A 17,595-nucleotide genomic window follows, 5' to 3' on the forward strand; every position below is an offset into this window, starting at 1 on the left:
AATTTATCCTTGTTTGATTTCATAAAGTATTTTAGCTAAATTTTTTGCACTTGCAAATTGCAAATATTCTTTTAAAAAATCTACTTTATCAAAAAATGCCTTATAATCGTATTTAAGATAAGCTTGATGCAAATTTTTTACGCTCACTTGCTCTTGTAAAAATTCAGGATTAAGTTCGCTTTTTCCTGCAAAATTTAAAAAGATATTTGCAAGGCCTATATACTTAAGCTTCACAAAACATCTTGCGATAAATACATCAATAGCTTTAGCCTTATAAGCAAGCACAAAAGGCGTGCCAACCAAAGCTGCTTCAAGTGTAGCTGTGCCACTACAAATAAAAGCAAAATCAGCATTTTTAAGCACTTTTGGGGTATTAGTTTGAATTTCAAAATTACCCACATCACCATAAAGATCTAATCTTTTTAGATTAAACTCAGGCACACAAAGGATTTTTTTACCTTTAAATTTAGTGCTTAATTCTCTAAAAATAGGCATTAAACGCTTTATTTCACTTTTTCTTGAGCCTGATAAAAAAGCGATGACTTTTTCATCATCTTTTTTTGAAAATATAGAATTTATATCTTCTTGGTTTTTAAACTCTTTTATCTCATCTAAAAGCGGATGTCCCACATAAGTGCTTTTACTAAAAAACTCACTATCAAAAGGTAAAATAGAAGCTAGCACATCAAAATGACTTTCTATGATGGGTATACGACCTTTTTTCCACGCCCAAACTTGAGGTAAAATATAATAAATTCTTTTTACTTTAGAATTTGCTTTTTTTAAAGCTTTTGCAAAAGGTATGTTAAAAGCAGGTGAATCTATACACAAAATCGCATCAATATTTTGAGTAAGACTTAGATTTACTAGCTCTTTTATAGCTCTTTTAGCTTTTAAAATGAGAGGCAAAACCTCTATAAAACCCATAGCACTAAACTCATGTGAACTATAAAGTGGCTTGGAATTTAAACCAAATTCTTCACATAAATTCTCATCATAAATTCCCACTAAATCAAATTCTTTATACTCATTTTTATAAGCTTTTAAAACTTCTTTTAAATGCAAATTTGCTGAAGGCTCTAAGGCACAAACTAAAAAGGTTTTCATTTGAAAATATCCTCTATTGTGGATTTAACAAAGTCTTTTAATTCATCCGAAAAAGTATAATTTTTATTATAAAAAAATAAATTAACTTTTATACTTTTATCTTCATAACTTAAATTTTTATTTTCAAATATTGCTTTAAAGCCTTTTAATTTAAATCTAGGATTATCTTCTATTTTTAAGCCTTTTGGATCTATAAAATATATAAAAAAATCTCCACTTTGTTTATTTTTTAACCAAAATATAAAATCAGGATAAAATTTTCTTTCTTTTTGCTGTTCTTCATCAAAATAAGGGATATAAATTTCATCTTGATTTTCTACCAATTTAGAAAAATACCATTCATATTGTTCAAAAAAAGGTGATTTTAAATTACTTTCTAAATCTTCTAAAAATTCTTTTTCGCTTTTATTAGAAATGGCAAAATTAATCTTATTTTCTTTATCGTTTTTATTGTAAATGATTAAAGGGCTATAATAATGCTTGCTAAGTTTTGCACTAATTATATAATTTTGCACTTCCTTGCTTTTTTGACTTTCTTTTATACCTTGCATTAGCTCATCTAAATTTATTTTTTTATTTTCAAAGTCTGCTTTTAATTCATCTTCACTTTTTGCATTTAAAACATTTTTTATAGTCTTATTAATTTTTTGAACGGTTTCAAAATCTAACTTTGCTTGTATATTTTTATGGTGCGTTATTTCTTCTTCTAACTTTACAAATTTATCTAAAACCTTAGCATTAGAATTTAACACACTATTAATTATTTTTAATGTTGTTTTTTCATTAAATTCTACTCTATCTCCTGATAATTGTATTTTACTTTCTTTGCCATTGCTAAATTTATAAAATTCTTCTAATGTAGAATATTTAAAATTTTTATACAAACACTGCTCTAAAATCAAAACATCCTCATCATAAGATTTTATAAATTCTTTTAAAGATTTTGCTTCTTTTTCTGAAATTTTATAAATATTTTTTAGTTTTGCTTCGTTTTTGTATTTTGGCACAGGTAAATTAAATGACATTTTTGTTTCTTTAAATCCTTTTAAATGCATACTTTCCATAAATTCACATTCTATACCCTCTATGATAGCTTTTATGGCTTCATTATCACTTGCCATTACAAAAAGAGTTTCTAAACCGCATGCTAAATTTACACATCGCTCATCGATTTTAAACATTTCTTTTAAAGCATTTAATCTCTTTCTTATATTTAAGAAAGGTTCTATTCTAACACCTCTTCCTATAGTTTGTAAAACATATTTTTTAGCATTAATACTGCCTATATTGATAAAAGAAATTAAATTTACGCGATTGCTATCCCAACCTTCTGAAAAAACTTTACTTCCTAACATTATATTGATAGAAGAATGACTTTGTGATATATCACTTATGCTTTCTACCCCAAGCTCAAGTAAAAAATCTTTTTCCCATTCTTTTGCATTTGAAATATTTAAAAGCATGAAAGATTTGTTTGAATTTTTACTCTTAAAAGCTAATTCTTTATCATTTCCTTTAATACTATAGCATTCTAAATTTGCATTTGCATTTGCATAAAAAATATTTTCTCTAAGTTCATCGTTATTTGCATTTTTTATATATTTCAAAAAATCATCGCTTAGTGTATTTATACCAAAATGCAAATTTTGATTTTGAAGTTTTTCATGAAGTTCTAAGGCTATATTACCTACATCTACTTTATTTTTTAGCACACTATGCACTACTTTAAAATACGCTTTTATACCCGCATCTTGAGTATTTACTTTATCAGAAACTGCTATAATTAAAGGATTATGATATGTAAAATCTTGTCTTTTTAAAAACAATTCTTCTTTTGATTTTACAATAGCATTGAATATTATAAAACTTTCTAAAATCGTTTTAATTTTTGCTTCTTCGTTATTTTCACTTTTAAAATCTAAATTCTCATTTAAAACTGCTATATTTTTACCATATCCTTCTTGATTGAATTTTTGAAGATTATAATTATAAGCACAAGTTACAAAGTCTATTTCATCTTCAAAAGTAGCAGAAAAATTAAAAACAAAGCCTTTTGGAAATTCATCTTCTTTGATAAAACCTCTAGCAAGCTCATGATAATAGTTTTTTCTTAGTGATGTTTTACTATCGCCTCTATGAGCTTCATCTAACAATATATACCAACCATCTTTATTAAGATAATTTTTATAATTTAATCTTTTTGCTTTTTTATCTTTGCCTACATTTTCTTCACTCTCAAGTAAATCACTTCTTGCAAAATACACCACCGCTTCATTTAACAAACTAGCTTCTTTTTCTATGCTTTCAAAATCTTTTAAATCTTTTATTTTGATAAAATTACTGTGATGATTGTTGTATTTAGCTATATTTGCTTTAAATTGATTTAAAATCTTGTCATTTGGTGCTAAAAGCATGATAGGCTTTTTAGGTAATTGATTATTTTTAATAAATTCATGTATCAAAGCTATAAGTTTGATCATAACTATAGTTTTACCGCTTCCTGTAGCCATCCAAAATGAAGCTCTTGCGATATGTTCTTTTTGTAGTTTTAAATTCTCGCTTTCATCTTGATAAAATTCTAAAAGTTTTCTGTGCTCTTGATTGTATTCATGTAAATTTAACTCATCTTTCATATAAAAAGAAAGTATGGCTAAAGCATTTTTAACACTTTCTTGCTGATAAAATTGCAAATTTATGGCTTGAGAAAAATTACTAAAATCATAACTTTCATCAAGCTTTTGTACTAGTGATTTATCATGGATAAATTTGTTTAACAATAAATGTTTTCTTGTGTTTTGTTTTGCTTTAGCCATTATTTTCCTTTAAAGCTTTAATTGTTTATTATCATTTGCAGCATGTAAGAATTTTTTACATACTGAAATTCTTATAACCGCTCATCTTGCAATATGTTTTTAATATACATATCAATATTTTCTCTTAGGATGTAAAAAAGTTTTACTAAACTTTCTTGATTTAAATACACACTATCGCCAAGTTCATAAAGCCCTGCTTTGAACTTTTTAACTTGCATAGTGTAAAAAATAATGTTATTTGCATTAGCTTATTACCTCTGATCTCAATTAAAAAAGGCTTGGCATTTTATAATCATACTTTGTTTGCAGATATTTTTCAAATTCTTGAGGAATAACTTTAATTTTATTTTCATTGAAATTAAAAATTTCTTGAATAAAGTATTCCTCCGTTTCCTTATTTCCATTTTTTATTTTTGTATCTATGCGTAATAAAGCCTTGATAATATCATCCTGATTACCTTCTTTAAGCGGATAAAAACCATCCAAAAATTTTGACATAAATACATTATCTAGTATTTTTGCATTAAACTTTTTTTTAGTCTCTAATAATTCAAATGTCCATTTTCCTTGTTGCTTAGTGTTGATCGATTTTGAAATTATTAAATCTAATATTTCATAATTAGGTTTTAATTGACGGATAATATCACCTTTTTTAATATGATTAATAAAATCTTTTTTTGGTATTGCATTGCTATTCTCATTGTTAAAACTTATTGATTTTATCGTTTTGCTCTTATTGATTGCTTCATACAACACACTTTTTTCTTTTATAGATTTATCTAAAATATACCCGCAATTACCTAATTCATTATTTATTTTTTCGAGTGTAAATATATCTTTTTCTAACACACCTTTTATTGCATCTCCTAAAATTTGTCCAGCCCTCTTATAGTAATATGGTGTTTCATGTCCTGTTAAGCCTTCAACAAAGGCTCTACCAGCTTCACTTTCATTGAGCCAAGTCAAAATACAAACACCTGTACCTAACAACATATGTTTAATTTTTAATTTAAACGAACCTTGTTCACATGGATATATAACCAATGAAATATCTTGATAATTTGATAACAACTTTACACACAAATCATTGCTAATTATATTAATAGCATTTACAATCGAATTCATTTCATCAAGAGTAATATAATGCTCATCTTGTCCTAAATAAATATATAATTCACTCTCATTCATCACTTTTCCCACCAAATTAGATTTTTTAGTTTTGGATATTTAATTAAATCTATATTTTCTAAATTCACAATCTCATCGTTTTCAAATTTGCAAGATTTTATGCCATTTTCATCTATAAAAATATTTTTGATTTGAAGTCCTAAAAGATTTGACATCGTTAAAAATATATCAAATTCTTTATTATAAGCATTCATATCAAGGCATATATTTTCACCTTTTTTGAGTGCTTTTATGAGTTTGCGTGATTTTCTATAATCTATGAGTGAATTTTCATCAAGTTTGTATTCACAATTTTCTAAACTTTCTTCATAGCTTTCAAGTTCATAGTATCTAAAAGCACCACCACCTTTAAATTCTACTTCTTTGCTTATACCACAAACAAAACCATTTAAAACTTTTTTCATTCTAGGAATGATGACTTTGTAAAAATGCTCTCCCATTTCCACCCCAAGCCATTTGCGTTTTAGTTTATGTGCAGTAACTATTGTCGTGCCACTTCCCGAATAATAATCAAAAACTATAGAATTTTCATTACTGCTTGCCTTTATTATTCTTTGAAGTAAAGCTTCAGGTTTTTGAGTTATTTTATATTCTTTAATTCTTTCCAAAGCTTGAGCATTTATTATAGGTAATTCCCATACAGATCTCATTAGCATTTCATCTTTTTCATATTGTTTAAAAATTTTTCCACCGCTATGTTTTATCTCTTTATACTTTCCATTTTCATCTTCTTTATTGTATTTAGATTTTGAAAATTCACTAATTTTTTCCATAGCTTCTAATCGATTAAAATATAATTTATCAAGTTTGTTGGAAAAAAATAAAATATAGTCATGTTTATTCTTAAAACCTATCTTTGGCTCTCCAGTTCCTTGATAACTCCACACAATTTCATTTACAAAATTCTCTTCCCCGAAAACTTCATTTAAAAGTTCTCTGCCACGATAATTTGCATTGTGATCCAAATGCAAATAAAAACTTCCTTTATCGCTTAAAAATTCTTTTGCTAGTTCTAAGCGATTATGCATCAAAGAAAGCCAAGTACTATCTTGAAATTTATCTTTGTAATCAAAGTCGCTTCCTGTGTTAAATGGTGGATCTATGTAAATTATATCTATTTTACCTTGGTATTTTGGCATTAGAGAGTTAAGTGCTTGAAAATTATCTGCTTTTACAAGCTCTCCGTTTAAAATTTCATCTAAATTTTCAAAACTTTGCAAAAGTTTATAATAATTTTTCTCACTTAAATACTTTGTATCAAATGGTAAGAATTTATATTTTTCATCATTTATAACATTTATATCAAATTCATCATTTATGAAATTTAATTCTTTCCATTCTGTGATTTGCTCATTAAATTTTATATCTTTATAGATGGATTTTAAAATTTCATCAGCGTTATTTGAGTGTGATTTAATAGTATCTAAGCTAAATACATAGTGAGCATTTTTAGCAAATTTTGGCTTTAACCATATAGCTTTTAACTCATTTTCAAAGTCAGCTATCAAGTCAATGATAGCAAAAGCAATTTGTTTTAGAGCGTTAATCTCATCTATCTTTTCTTTGGTCCATTCGGTAATGCTATCATTCACATAAGAAAACAACCACAAATCAAATTGTTCTTTTAAAAATTCTTTCGCATTTTTATGTATGAAAAAATCTACTTCATTTTGTTTTTTATAAGTTTTAAAAAGCTTTTTTAGCTCTTCTTCTTTTATGTTTATTTGTGCATTTTTTAAAGTCTTTAAAAAAACATCACTAAATTCACTTGAGTTTTGTTTAAATACATTTGCGCCATCATAATTTTTAGAATTTATCACTTTTATGTTTATATTGCTATCTTGTATATTTTTGCAAATAAAAATTGTTTTACTTTTATTATTATCAGCATTTTGCTCATACTCATCGGTAAGAAAATTTAAAGTGTATTTTTTATCTTCACTTTGCAAGCTTAAAGGATTGTAAATAGTATCTGATTTTACATAGTATAATTTTTGTGTTTTATAAAAAAGACTTGTGTCTTTTGAGTTTGAATATACCCTTGCATAGATATTTTTATACATAGGTGTATCGTAAAAAAACGGCGTTCCTGTTTCGTTTAAATAAGTGCTAAAAAAATTATAAAGTTTATTATAAGTATCTGTATAAAGCTTTTGCGTGTCTAAATAGTCTTTGATTTTTTGAAAATATTTTTCTTTTATAACAAGTAAATTTGTAAAACCATTTTTAGCATGATTTTGCGAGTTTTTGATTTTCACACCCAAATAACAATCTTCTAATTTTGAATAAAATGCTTTTTTATAATCCATATTTTGCTCTTCCTTAAAGTAGATATTAATTATGTTTTCATTTTCAAAAATCATTTAAATTCTTAAATAAAACATATATTTTAACAAAACATAATAAAATTATAAATTATATTTGTCGTTGCAAAAATTTAGTTAATTTATATAGTTAAACGACAAAAGATTTTAAATGCATGATTATAAATTCTAAATCATTCTCGCTAGAAATATCTTTATTATGCAAAGGAATTTCTAGTAAGCTAAAATCTTTAAAAAGCTTTTTTGCAAGTTTTAAATTTTGCAAACTTATCTCAAATCTATTTTTAAAAAATTCATCATTACTGTTAGGTGGAATTTTATTAATAATAATCGCAAAAGGGGCTATTTTTTGTATTTGTAATTCTTCAATAGCTCTTAAAGTCTCATTTATAGGTAATATTTCTAAATTCAAAACAAAAATAATGCCACATTGCTTAAAATCTTTTAAAATATTTAAAAATTTAGAATACCTTAAATGCCTATTTTCAAGATTATCCTTTAAAATGTCTTTACCTTCTATATTACCAATGATATTTTGTAAATTTGAGTTTTTTTCTCTTTGTTTTAATAAAAGCTCACTCCAAATTTTTAAATTTTTTGGCATTTTAAATAATCTTAAAGTATGACCTGTCGGAGCTGTATCTATAACAATGTGATCAAAATTTACATCTTCACTTATAATTTTTATCAATTTATCAAACATAGCACTTTCTTGTGCAGTAGCACTTTCTTTGACTATATTATAATAATTATCAAGCATTTCATAAGAATTTGGACTTATAAACTCTTTTGTTGCATTACTTACATTTTCTATATATTCTTTTGCTTCCTTTTTCGGATCTAATTCTAAAATTTGCAAGTTTGCATTATGTTTATTATTTTTTTCTATATCAAAAATATCTTTTAAATTATGTGCAGGATCAGTGGAAATTAATAACACTTTTTTACCATTTAAAGATAACATCTTAGCTATAGAACTAGATATAGTGCTTTTACCTACTCCTCCCTTGCCACCTATAAAAACTATCTTTGGAAAAATCATTTTAACAACAACACGAACAAGGAAAGTTATCAAAAACACTATGCTTTAAGCCCATCTTTGTATGCCATTTATGAAATTTTGGTGACAAAGTGGGTATAAGCTCTAAGGTATATAGCATAAAAGGATTTTCTATGCCCATAAGCTCTGAAAAAGTGATAATCATAAAAAAATCATCAATTTCTTCTTGTTCTTTTTTTATAGCTTTTCCGTATTTAGAAAAGTAAAATTCTTCTAATTTTTTAGAAAAGCTATGAAATACATTCATTTGTTATTACTTAATGTTTTGCTTATAGTTGATAATGCTGATAAAACCACTAGTATAGTCACTATCAAAACCAAAATATCAATTACAAATAACAACCAATTACCTTGATTGTAAAATTCAAAAACCTTTATCAAAGCACCCCAAAATGCCATGATTAATATAAACACCAAAGGTACTAAAACAACCAAAGAACCGCCTATTTTTTTATTTTTAATTAAAATAACCGCTATAGTTAGCAGAGTTAATGAAGCTAGTATTTGATTGGTTGCACCAAATAAAGGCCAAATTGCAACTTCATTTTTACCACCTTCTCCTATACCATTCATCGCCATTATAAAAGATATACCCACAGCCAAAATAGTTGCAATAACATTTTTTCTCAAGAAAGGAATTTTATAAATTTCACCCCATTCTTGAATGATATATCTTTGAAGTCTTATACCAGCATCCATCGTTGTTGCTGCAAATAAAATAAGCATCAAAGAAAATAAAGTAGAAGCTGCTTCAAAAGAAAGTCCAGTGGCATTTGCAACAATAGCACCCCCACCAGAAGCAAAATTACCTGCGCCAGGTTTAAATAAAGAGGTCCATGTTTCAGGATTTAATCCAGCATTCATGCTTAAAAGTCCAACACCAGCCACACAAGCTATAATTGTACCTAAAGCCAAACTTCCTTCTCCAACTGCTCCTAAATATCCAACAAATCTTACATCACCCTCTTTATTAATTTGTTTAGAAGTAGTTCCACTTGCTACTATACCATGAAAACCACTAATTGCGCCACAAGCAATAGTAATAAATAAAACAGGTATAATCAAGCTATAATCTCCAGCTTTTATAGCAGGAATTATATCAGGCGCTAAAACGGTAGGGTTGATTATAACAATAGAACCATACAAAAGAAACAAACCTATAACAAGTTGAACTCCATTTACATAATCTCTAGGTTGCAACAACATCCAAACAGGTAAAATAGAAGCAATTCCAGCATATATAAATAAAATCACTACCCATTGTCTTAAAGAATCAAGTCCAGCTATATTTTCAGGTAAATTCACAGGATATGCGACACCAATTGGTACTAAAATATACAATAAAACAACAGCTACTATGGTAACCAAAGCTAAATTCATTTTGAACCTATAAATTGCCTGCCCCATCAATAAAGCAATTAAAATTGCTCCCCAAGCAGGTATAATAGTAGTTGGATACTCTACTGATTCTTTTGCTATGATAACACCAAATGCAGCATTTACCATCAAAAGAACCAAAAATATTACTACCATAAATAATTGCCCAATCTTTGTTCCTATAACTTTTTGACAAACATTTCCTATAGATTTTCCTTGATTTTTAACACTGGCCCACAAAGCTGACATATCATGAATTCCAGCAAAAAATACTGTTCCTAAAACAACCCATAAAAATGCAGGTAACCAACCCCATTGCACTGCTATGGCAGGTCCTACTATAGGCGCAGCACCCGCAACTGCAGTAAAATGATGGCCCCATAAGACAAATTTATTTGCAGGAACATAATCAATCTCGTCTCTAAACTCATGAGCAGGAGTGATATTTTTATCATCAAGTTTTAAAATATATTTAGCCACGAATCTAGAATAAACAAAATAGCCAAACACGAACATAGCAACACCAACAATTAACAAGATACTAGCACTCATGCAATCCTCCTAAATATATTTTATTGTAGCATTAATTGCTATATATTTTTCTTTATTTCTATATAAAAATATATATTATTTATATTTTACACAACATCACTCTAAAGGTTTTGCATTAATTAATGGTGGAGTTAAAATCATAAGCTCATTTAACTCGGCAAAAAATGCTGGATCTATAGTACAAGTGCCTAGTCCAAATCGATATTCTACAGGAACATTTGGATTAAAAAATGTAATAATACACTCATCGCTATTTAAAACCAAAGATCTTATTTGTACAGCTGAAGTTGTAGTTGGCATAATAGAAAAAACTGTTTCTAATTCTCCAGTTTGTAAATCTAAAGAACAAGATTTACCCGTAAAAAACCCATCAGGAGCTATAGCTAAACACACATCTTCATTAATTGGATTAGTAAATTGAACATAGCCAAAGGGCAAACGCTCTGCCATTTTGTCCCTAGCTTTTAATTTCTCATCTAAAACAATTTCTTTCACAACCCAATTTTGATCTCTAAGATCTTGTGAAGTTTCTCTAAAAGGACTTAAACTTATACCTGTTTCTAAAGATCTTATAGAAAGCATAGAGGTTGAGTTAGTAGATTCATCCAAGGCAAAAATAAAACTTAAAAATAAATTCAATATAATTAAAATTTTTTTCATATTATTTCCTTAAAATTTCCTAAAATTAACAGGATAATGATCTGAAGCTAAAAAAGTTCTAAGTCCAGCAAACATTAAAACAGCTGACAGCAGCGGTGGAGTCTGTCTCATAGCATTACCTACTATTGCATAATCAATTGTTCTTCCAGAAGTAGTTTGAGTAAAACTAGGTGGGAAAAACACATTAACTCTTCTTAATAAATCTCTATCTAATAATCTTAAAGTATCTAATGGTTCTCTATTAAAATCTCCTGCTATCATCCAATTTACATTAGACATATTTCTAAAATGCATATCAACTGCTGTTACAATTGCACCAGCATCATTTCCACCAGGAGAAAGAGCATGCACGTTAAAAAATACATCATCTCCTATACGAATACCTATTATAGGACGAGACGCAACAGTAGGAGATGGCAAAATAATAACCTCATCAGCCATTCTTCTACTAACTATAGCAAAATTAACTCTATTTGCTCCTACATCAATACGAGAATAATAAATAAATACATTATTAGGACGCGATAAAGTTCCTAAATTCCAAATATATTCGTGTATGGGAATTCCAACTCCTGCTGGTTGAACCTGTCTTGGAGTCATAACTGCAGTTGAAGGTAAAATTCCAGCCTCTTGAACCATTAATATATCCAAAGGATTTTCTCCTGTTATTAATTGCCTTATGCTTATTGTCCATTTGCTTTCTGTACTAGTTGCTGATGAACCTTGCAAATTCCAAGTTCCTATATTGTAATCTTCAATAGCACCAAAAAGATACCAAACACTCAATAAAATTAACACTATTTTTTTCATTTTTCACCCTTTAAATAAAGTGGTTTTGCATTAAATGCAGGTGCGGTTATATACCATTGTTGATCTAAATTATCTTGACCCTTTGGAGCACATTTTGTTAAAAAGACTTGTCTTATAGTATCAAAGTCTTTTAATGGATTCTTTATAATAACTCTCATACATGTTTTAGTTGCTAAATTTTGAATTTTTACAGCCTTGTTATTGTATGGAATTAAAGTCCAAAATTGTGCTTGATTACTTTCATCACAAGGATAATGAACAACTCCTCCATTATAAGCATTTAAACAAGTACCTGTTTTTGAATTTTTAATCATAAAATTATTATTTGGAAATTCGATTAATTGCCATGCTCTAGCATTACGAAAATCTTTACTATTAAGTAAGGTATAAGCCCATATCCAATTGCCAGGATTTGGATTTGAGGCTACTAAAATACTTCCAGCAGGATTCATTATGGTTACAAAATCTCCTTTTACTCCTTTACTTTCAAAGACAGCTACATCACTAAACTGCCCGCCCAATAATCTTGGTTGAGGCTTAAAATCTATATTTGATGGATTTGACTTTATACTTGGTGGATATAAAGGCACTTTAACCTTGGTAGAATTTTCACTTGTAGTTATTTTTAAATTTTTTGGTTCTTTTGGGACACTCCCTAGTTTTAAAGGATCACTATCATGTACATCGCCTAAAGATCTACCTAAAGGATTTAAATCTTCTTTTGAAGAACAACCTAAAACCAACATCGCAAAACATATTATAACAACATATTTTTTATTCACAAAAAACCTCCTTTTATTTTTATAATTAATTTTAGAAAAATTAACATAAAAAAAATATAAATAAACAATTATTTACAATAAAATATTTGCTACAATAATGTAAATTATATTTAAAAAGGAAAAATATGGATATAGTTGAGAGATTTATAAATTATACAAAAATAAACACCACTACAAATAGAGAAAATGGTGCTAAAGGTATAATGCCATCAAGTCCTAATCAAGCAGAACTTGCAAAATTACTTGAAGAACAATTGCATGAACTTGGTTTAAAAGATATAAAAAGAAGAGAAAATACCATCACAACAGCTCTTTTACCAGCAAATACTCCAAATGCACCAAAAATAGCATTTTTTGCACACTTAGATACGAGTATGGAACAAACCAATAACACTAAGGCTCAAATCACACACTATAAAGGTGGAGATATTTGCTTAAACAAAGATTTAAATTTATATTTAAAAGAAAGTGAATTCAAAGAACTTAAAAATTATATAAACGATGATATTATACACACAGATGGCACAAGCTTATTAGGAGCTGATGATAAAGCAGCTATTGCAGCTATAATGGATATGTTAGAATTTTTTGTAAAAAACCCTGAAATTAAACATGGCGATATTTATGCTTGTTTTTTACCAGATGAAGAGCAAGGCTTAAGAGGTGCTAAAGCTTTTGATATAAAAGAAATAAATGCAGATTTTGGATATTGTCTAGATTGTTGTGAAATAGGTGAGTTTATCTACGAAAATTGGAATGCAGGAGATTGTGAGGTAGAATTTATAGGAAAATCGGCTCATCCTATGAGCGCTAAAGGAAAATTGATCAATTCTTTAATACTGGCTCATAAATTTATATTACTACTTCCAAATGGTGAAGCCCCTGAATATACAGAAAACAAAGAAGGATATTTTTGGGTAAAAGAATTGAAAGGAAATAGTGCTAAAACTATATTAAAAATCGATGTGAGAGAATTTAATGATGAAAAATATACTCAAAGAATGCAATTTTTACAAAAATTATGTGATAGTTTTAAAATTCTTTATGGAGAAGAAAGAATAAATATAAAATTAAGCAATAGATATAAAAATGTATTTAATTCTTTAAAAAGCACAGATTCTTTACCTATAAAACTTGCATTAAAAGCTTATGAAAATCTAAACATAAAAACTAAAATCACTCCTATGCGCGGAGGATACGATGGAGCTGTGCTTTCAGAAAAAGGCCTACCTTGTCCAAATATCTTTACAGGAGCACATAATTTTCACTCTATTTATGAGTATTTACCAGTAAATTCTTTAAAAGCAGCTAGCAAAGTTATACAAGAAATTATTATACTTGCAGCCAAAGAAGTTTAAGCTTTAAAAGCTTAAACTTATAACAACACAAAAGCAATTACCACTACTGAAATCACACATCCTAAAACTGTTCTCTTTACAATTTCTAAAGGATTAACACCAGCAATTGCCGAAACAATAATACAAGCTCCCAAAATAGGAGAAAGATATCTTCCAAGTACTGCAGACATTGCCACAGCTGTTCCTAATTTTAACTGATCAAAACCAAGATCTTGAGCATGAATTGTTACTGCCTTATTAAATGCCATCGCAGCAGCATCTCCACTTCCTGTTACCATAGCCATTAAAAAAGGAATAAAAGTACCGCCAAAACGCACATAATCTTGTTCATTTTTAAGCCATTCTATGATTATATCTATTACTCCGCAAGCCTTAAGACCTGCTACAAAAACACTTGCTGCTATAATAATACCAATAATTTCAGCATAAGATTTTCCCATACCATTAAAAAATTCTCTCGAAATTATATCAGGTTTAGTCCAAGTTACAACTACAGCAATAATAGTACCTAAAAGCATAGCCTCAGCCACACCTATTTTAGATGTCCAAGATAAAAATTCATACATTCGCAAAGGACTTGCACCTATTATTAGAATTGCTAAAGGCACTAAAGGCATCAATGCATATAAAATACTAACTTTTTCTATACTTTCTTCTTTAATATTCTGATTTGCTACCTCAAACACCTTACCTTTTTGATAATCTTTAAAAACTAAAGCCATAATCATCAAAGAAATCATTACTATCACTCCTGCTGTTAGAGCATTTGGAGTTTGAACTAAAATTATTTCTTGTATATTTTTACCAGAAATTTCAGAAATTAAAGCTGTATGCGAAACCCCTGGACTTAATATACCACCCATAGTTCCACAAAGAACAGTAGCTGCCGCCATAGCTGGTTTTATACCTGAAGCCATTAAAAGTGGTATCAAAGTAGCTCCAACTGCAGCCGAACACCCAGCAGCTGATGGTATAGCTATCGCGATAAAAAAAGTTACCATAAAAGCAAGGGGAATTAAAAAAAATCCTACATTTTTTAAAGGTGCTGTTAAAAGCTTTACCAAGTGCTTATCACATTTGGTAACCTTCATCACAAAAGCAAAGCCCATACTTGCACAAATTGCTTCAATCAAAGCAGGTTGAACCATAGCATGAGTAAAAGCATTTAAAGCTTCTATAGGCTTTAAAGAAAGCAAACACAAAATAAAACCAACTCCGATCAGTGCTGTTTTAGTTTCTACTTTTTTAACTAATAAATATACTACACCAATAACACCCAAAATAGCAATTAAAAGATACAAAGTTTGCATTTATTTCCTTTAAATTTTATATTCACAATTAATTTTTAAATATTCAACCTCAAAAGGATGATGTATTTTTAAAACATCATGATAACCTACGACACTTAAATTATCTCCTTGTATTTTCAAAGCAGTTCCTTCAGGAATAGCATAAACTATATCTTTAGGGTGGGTAATTAAAAATTCTTCCAAACGCTCTTCCCTGCTTTCTCCATTATGTCCAGGAAATTTACCGCTTATAAAATGCGGATTGATTTGATGTTTAAATACACCTAAGCTATCAAAACTCTTTGGCATTATTATAGGCATATCATTAGTAGTCATTATGCTTTTTCCTGCTATATTTGATCCTGCACTCCAACCTATATAACAAGCTCCACTCTCAATACGCTCTTTTAATATCTCCAATAAATCATATTCATAAAGTTTAGCTAACAACATAAAGCTATTTCCACCACCTACTAAAAAAACCTTAGCATTTAAAATAGCTTCTTTTTTATCACTAAAATGGTGTAAAGATTTAATATTGTCTTTTTTTAAACCATCTTTTACCTTAGCTTCATAAGCATCATAGCTTCTTCTAACACCTGCATAAGGTATAAAAAGTATATCTTCATCAATCATTATATTTTCTTTTAAAAATGTATCTATAAATTCGATAGTATGGCTTAAATATGGGCTATCTTTATAGCCAGAAGCACTAAAAAGTAGAAGTTTTGACATTTTCCATCCTTAGAATCTAATTGGCAATTAGTATTTCAAAAATAATTTTCATAATAAAGTATTATACAACTTATGTTATAATTTACTCTTAGATAAAAGGGAAATTTTATGAAAAAAATTTTACTAACTAATGATGATGGATATGAAAGCAAGGGACTAATAAAACTTGCTAAAATGCTAAAAAAACATTTTAAGGCTGAAATCACCATAATAGCTCCAGCAAATGAAAAATCCGCTTGTTCACATTCTATAAGCTTAACCAAACCCTTAAAATTTCAAAAAATAAAAAAAAATTTTTACAAACTTGATGATGGCACACCCGCTGATTGTGTTTACCTTGCTTTACATGCTTTATATAAAAAACGCTTGCCTGATCTTGTCATTAGTGGGATCAATAAAGGTGCCAATGTGGGTGAAGATATAACCTACTCAGGTACTTGTGCAGGAGCAATGGAAGCTGTACTTCATAGAATTCCTGCCATCGCTTTGTCTCAATTTTATCAGGACAATCAAAAAGAACTTGATTTCAAATTAGCATTAAAACTTACTAAAAAAATTGTTAAAAACATCTTCGATCATGGTTTTCCTTTGGATAAAAAAGAATTTCTAAATATCAATTTTCCTTCTAGTAAAGTAGCTTTTCAAGGCATAAAAGTATGCAAAGCAGGAAAAAGAATTTATAGCTATGAAGCACATTCTAACACTAATCCAAGAGGAGTGGAGTACTACTGGCTAGCTGCTGCTAATCTTGATCATGAAAATGAAAAAAATTCAGATATAACACTTTTAAAACAAGGTTATGCTACAATCACGCCTATAATGCTTGATCTCACAGCTTATAAGCAAATAAAAAATCTCAAAAAATGGATAAAGAATGGATAGATACACGCGTATAAAATGGCTTATTAATGAAGAAAATTTTGCTCGAATTCAAAGCACTAAGGTTTTAGTTTGTGGCTTAGGTGGAGTTGGTGGAATTTGCACAGATGCACTTTTTAGAAGCGGTTTTGGTGATTTAACTTTAATCGATGCAGATAGATTTGAAACAACTAATCAAAACCGCCAACTTCATAGCGAAAATATAGGCGAAGAAAAAGCTAAGATTTTTGAACGTATTTACAACGCCAAAAGTATAGTGAGTAAAATCGATAATGAATTTTTGCAAAGTTTTAATCTAAGCGAGTTTGATCTTATCATCGATGCAATCGATGATATACCCGCTAAAGTTGCCTTAGCCAATTTGGTTGATTTAAAAAAGCAAATTTTTATCTCATCAACTGGTGGAGCTAGAAAACTTGATCCAACACGCATTAAAACCACAAGTATCTTTAAAACACACGGTGACGCTCTAGCTAAAAAATTCCGCTATGAGCTTAGAAAATCAGGCTTTAAAGGGGATTTTGATGTGGTATTCTCAGATGAAGAAGCTCATTGTAAAGAACTTGGTTCATTTATGGGTGTGACAGCCTCTTTTGGACTTGCTTTAGCTTCTTTAGCCTTAAGAAAAGTACTCAATAAAAAAGCTTGATTACAAGATTTC

Annotated in this window: 16 protein-coding genes; 3 read left to right on the forward strand and 13 right to left on the reverse strand. The window is 28.6% G+C overall.

What is annotated here, in order from left to right; all coding sequences use genetic code 11:
- Window positions 1-3: 3 nt before the first annotated feature.
- The 11 genes from lpxB to CSUB8523_RS08330 form a co-directional block, all read right to left on the reverse strand.
- The gene (gene lpxB / locus CSUB8523_RS08285; protein WP_043020192.1) at window positions 4-1,107 is read right to left on the reverse strand and encodes a lipid-A-disaccharide synthase; all 1,104 of its coding nucleotides are present in this window, start codon (window positions 1,105-1,107) and stop codon (window positions 4-6) included.
- Window positions 1,104-3,920, reverse strand: coding sequence for a DEAD/DEAH box helicase family protein (locus tag CSUB8523_RS08290; protein ID WP_043020193.1), 2,817 nt, complete (start codon window positions 3,918-3,920; stop codon window positions 1,104-1,106). Before CSUB8523_RS08290 ends, lpxB begins: the two co-directional genes overlap by 4 nt.
- Window positions 3,921-3,991: 71 nt before the next feature.
- Window positions 3,992-4,138, reverse strand: a complete 147-nt coding sequence (locus CSUB8523_RS10080; protein ID WP_158336979.1) for a virulence RhuM family protein — start codon at window positions 4,136-4,138, stop codon at window positions 3,992-3,994.
- Between the two features lie 49 nt (window positions 4,139-4,187).
- On the reverse strand, window positions 4,188-5,108 hold the full coding sequence (locus CSUB8523_RS08295; RefSeq protein WP_043020194.1) for a hypothetical protein: 921 nt from the start codon (window positions 5,106-5,108) through the stop codon (window positions 4,188-4,190).
- Entirely contained in the window at window positions 5,108-7,417 is a 2,310-nt protein-coding gene (locus CSUB8523_RS08300) for a site-specific DNA-methyltransferase (RefSeq protein WP_043020426.1), read from the reverse strand. The genes CSUB8523_RS08295 and CSUB8523_RS08300 overlap by 1 nt, the downstream gene beginning before the upstream one ends.
- Before the next feature lie 145 nt (window positions 7,418-7,562).
- Entirely contained in the window at window positions 7,563-8,474 is a 912-nt protein-coding gene (locus CSUB8523_RS08305) for an ArsA family ATPase (RefSeq protein ID WP_043020427.1), read from the reverse strand.
- Between the two features lies 1 nt (window position 8,475).
- Window positions 8,476-8,739, reverse strand: coding sequence for a cory-CC-star protein (locus CSUB8523_RS08310; protein ID WP_043020195.1), 264 nt, complete (start codon window positions 8,737-8,739; stop codon window positions 8,476-8,478).
- Entirely contained in the window at window positions 8,736-10,421 is a 1,686-nt protein-coding gene (locus CSUB8523_RS08315) for a carbon starvation CstA family protein (protein ID WP_043020196.1), read from the reverse strand. Before CSUB8523_RS08315 ends, CSUB8523_RS08310 begins: the two co-directional genes overlap by 4 nt.
- Window positions 10,422-10,517: 96 nt before the next feature.
- A complete protein-coding gene (locus CSUB8523_RS08320) occupies window positions 10,518-11,081 on the reverse strand; it encodes a cytolethal distending toxin subunit A/C (protein ID WP_043020197.1) in 564 nt (187 codons plus the stop codon).
- Window positions 11,082-11,090: 9 nt separating this feature from the next.
- A complete protein-coding gene (locus CSUB8523_RS08325) occupies window positions 11,091-11,891 on the reverse strand; it encodes a cytolethal distending toxin subunit B family protein (RefSeq protein WP_043020198.1) in 801 nt (266 codons plus the stop codon).
- Window positions 11,888-12,673, reverse strand: a complete 786-nt coding sequence (locus CSUB8523_RS08330; protein WP_039664543.1) for an RICIN domain-containing protein — start codon at window positions 12,671-12,673, stop codon at window positions 11,888-11,890. The genes CSUB8523_RS08325 and CSUB8523_RS08330 overlap by 4 nt, the downstream gene beginning before the upstream one ends.
- Window positions 12,674-12,798: 125 nt before the next feature.
- Between CSUB8523_RS08330 and pepT the strand changes: the two genes are divergently transcribed.
- Window positions 12,799-14,031, forward strand: a complete 1,233-nt coding sequence (gene pepT, locus CSUB8523_RS08335; protein ID WP_039664544.1) for a peptidase T — start codon at window positions 12,799-12,801, stop codon at window positions 14,029-14,031.
- Between the two features lie 17 nt (window positions 14,032-14,048).
- On the opposite strand, the gene dcuC is transcribed toward pepT, so the two are convergent.
- Both dcuC and pepE read right to left on the reverse strand, forming a co-directional pair.
- The gene (gene dcuC, locus CSUB8523_RS08340) at window positions 14,049-15,341 is read right to left on the reverse strand and encodes a C4-dicarboxylate transporter DcuC (protein ID WP_043020199.1); all 1,293 of its coding nucleotides are present in this window, start codon (window positions 15,339-15,341) and stop codon (window positions 14,049-14,051) included.
- Window positions 15,342-15,350: 9 nt separating this feature from the next.
- Window positions 15,351-16,055, reverse strand: a complete 705-nt coding sequence (pepE, locus tag CSUB8523_RS08345; RefSeq protein ID WP_039664546.1) for a dipeptidase PepE — start codon at window positions 16,053-16,055, stop codon at window positions 15,351-15,353.
- Between the two features lie 108 nt (window positions 16,056-16,163).
- Between pepE and surE the strand changes: the two genes are divergently transcribed.
- Both surE and CSUB8523_RS08355 read left to right on the forward strand, forming a co-directional pair.
- Window positions 16,164-16,937: a 5'/3'-nucleotidase SurE gene (gene surE / locus CSUB8523_RS08350; protein WP_043020200.1), complete on the forward strand. Its 774-nt coding sequence runs from the start codon at window positions 16,164-16,166 to the stop codon at window positions 16,935-16,937.
- On the forward strand, window positions 16,930-17,583 hold the full coding sequence (locus CSUB8523_RS08355) for a dinucleotide-utilizing enzyme, molybdopterin/thiamine biosynthesis family 1 (protein ID WP_043020201.1): 654 nt from the start codon (window positions 16,930-16,932) through the stop codon (window positions 17,581-17,583). The genes surE and CSUB8523_RS08355 overlap by 8 nt, the downstream gene beginning before the upstream one ends.
- Window positions 17,584-17,595 lie beyond the last annotated feature (12 nt).

This window comes from Campylobacter subantarcticus LMG 24377 (assembly GCF_000816305.1).
In the GTDB taxonomy this organism is placed as follows: domain Bacteria; phylum Campylobacterota; class Campylobacteria; order Campylobacterales; family Campylobacteraceae; genus Campylobacter_D; species Campylobacter_D subantarcticus.

What these genes read in the sequence shown, in the direction of transcription:
- CSUB8523_RS08320 (WP_043020197.1), bottom strand. Translation starts at nt 11,081, where the DNA reads ATGAAAAAAATTTTAATTATATTGAATTTATTTTTAAGTTTTATTTTT.
- pepT (WP_039664544.1), top strand. Translation starts at nt 12,799, where the DNA reads ATGGATATAGTTGAGAGATTTATAAATTATACAAAAATAAACACCACT.
- CSUB8523_RS08315 (WP_043020196.1), bottom strand. Translation starts at nt 10,421, where the DNA reads ATGAGTGCTAGTATCTTGTTAATTGTTGGTGTTGCTATGTTCGTGTTT.
- CSUB8523_RS08290 (WP_043020193.1), bottom strand. Translation starts at nt 3,920, where the DNA reads ATGGCTAAAGCAAAACAAAACACAAGAAAACATTTATTGTTAAACAAA.
- surE (WP_043020200.1), top strand. Translation starts at nt 16,164, where the DNA reads ATGAAAAAAATTTTACTAACTAATGATGATGGATATGAAAGCAAGGGA.
- pepE (WP_039664546.1), bottom strand. Translation starts at nt 16,055, where the DNA reads ATGTCAAAACTTCTACTTTTTAGTGCTTCTGGCTATAAAGATAGCCCA.
- CSUB8523_RS08355 (WP_043020201.1), top strand. Translation starts at nt 16,930, where the DNA reads ATGGATAGATACACGCGTATAAAATGGCTTATTAATGAAGAAAATTTT.
- CSUB8523_RS08300 (WP_043020426.1), bottom strand. Translation starts at nt 7,417, where the DNA reads ATGGATTATAAAAAAGCATTTTATTCAAAATTAGAAGATTGTTATTTG.
- CSUB8523_RS08305 (WP_043020427.1), bottom strand. Translation starts at nt 8,474, where the DNA reads ATGATTTTTCCAAAGATAGTTTTTATAGGTGGCAAGGGAGGAGTAGGT.
- CSUB8523_RS10080 (WP_158336979.1), bottom strand. Translation starts at nt 4,138, where the DNA reads ATGCAAGTTAAAAAGTTCAAAGCAGGGCTTTATGAACTTGGCGATAGT.
- CSUB8523_RS08325 (WP_043020198.1), bottom strand. Translation starts at nt 11,891, where the DNA reads ATGAAAAAAATAGTGTTAATTTTATTGAGTGTTTGGTATCTTTTTGGT.
- CSUB8523_RS08295 (WP_043020194.1), bottom strand. Translation starts at nt 5,108, where the DNA reads ATGAATGAGAGTGAATTATATATTTATTTAGGACAAGATGAGCATTAT.
- lpxB (WP_043020192.1), bottom strand. Translation starts at nt 1,107, where the DNA reads ATGAAAACCTTTTTAGTTTGTGCCTTAGAGCCTTCAGCAAATTTGCAT.
- dcuC (WP_043020199.1), bottom strand. Translation starts at nt 15,341, where the DNA reads ATGCAAACTTTGTATCTTTTAATTGCTATTTTGGGTGTTATTGGTGTA.
- CSUB8523_RS08310 (WP_043020195.1), bottom strand. Translation starts at nt 8,739, where the DNA reads ATGAATGTATTTCATAGCTTTTCTAAAAAATTAGAAGAATTTTACTTT.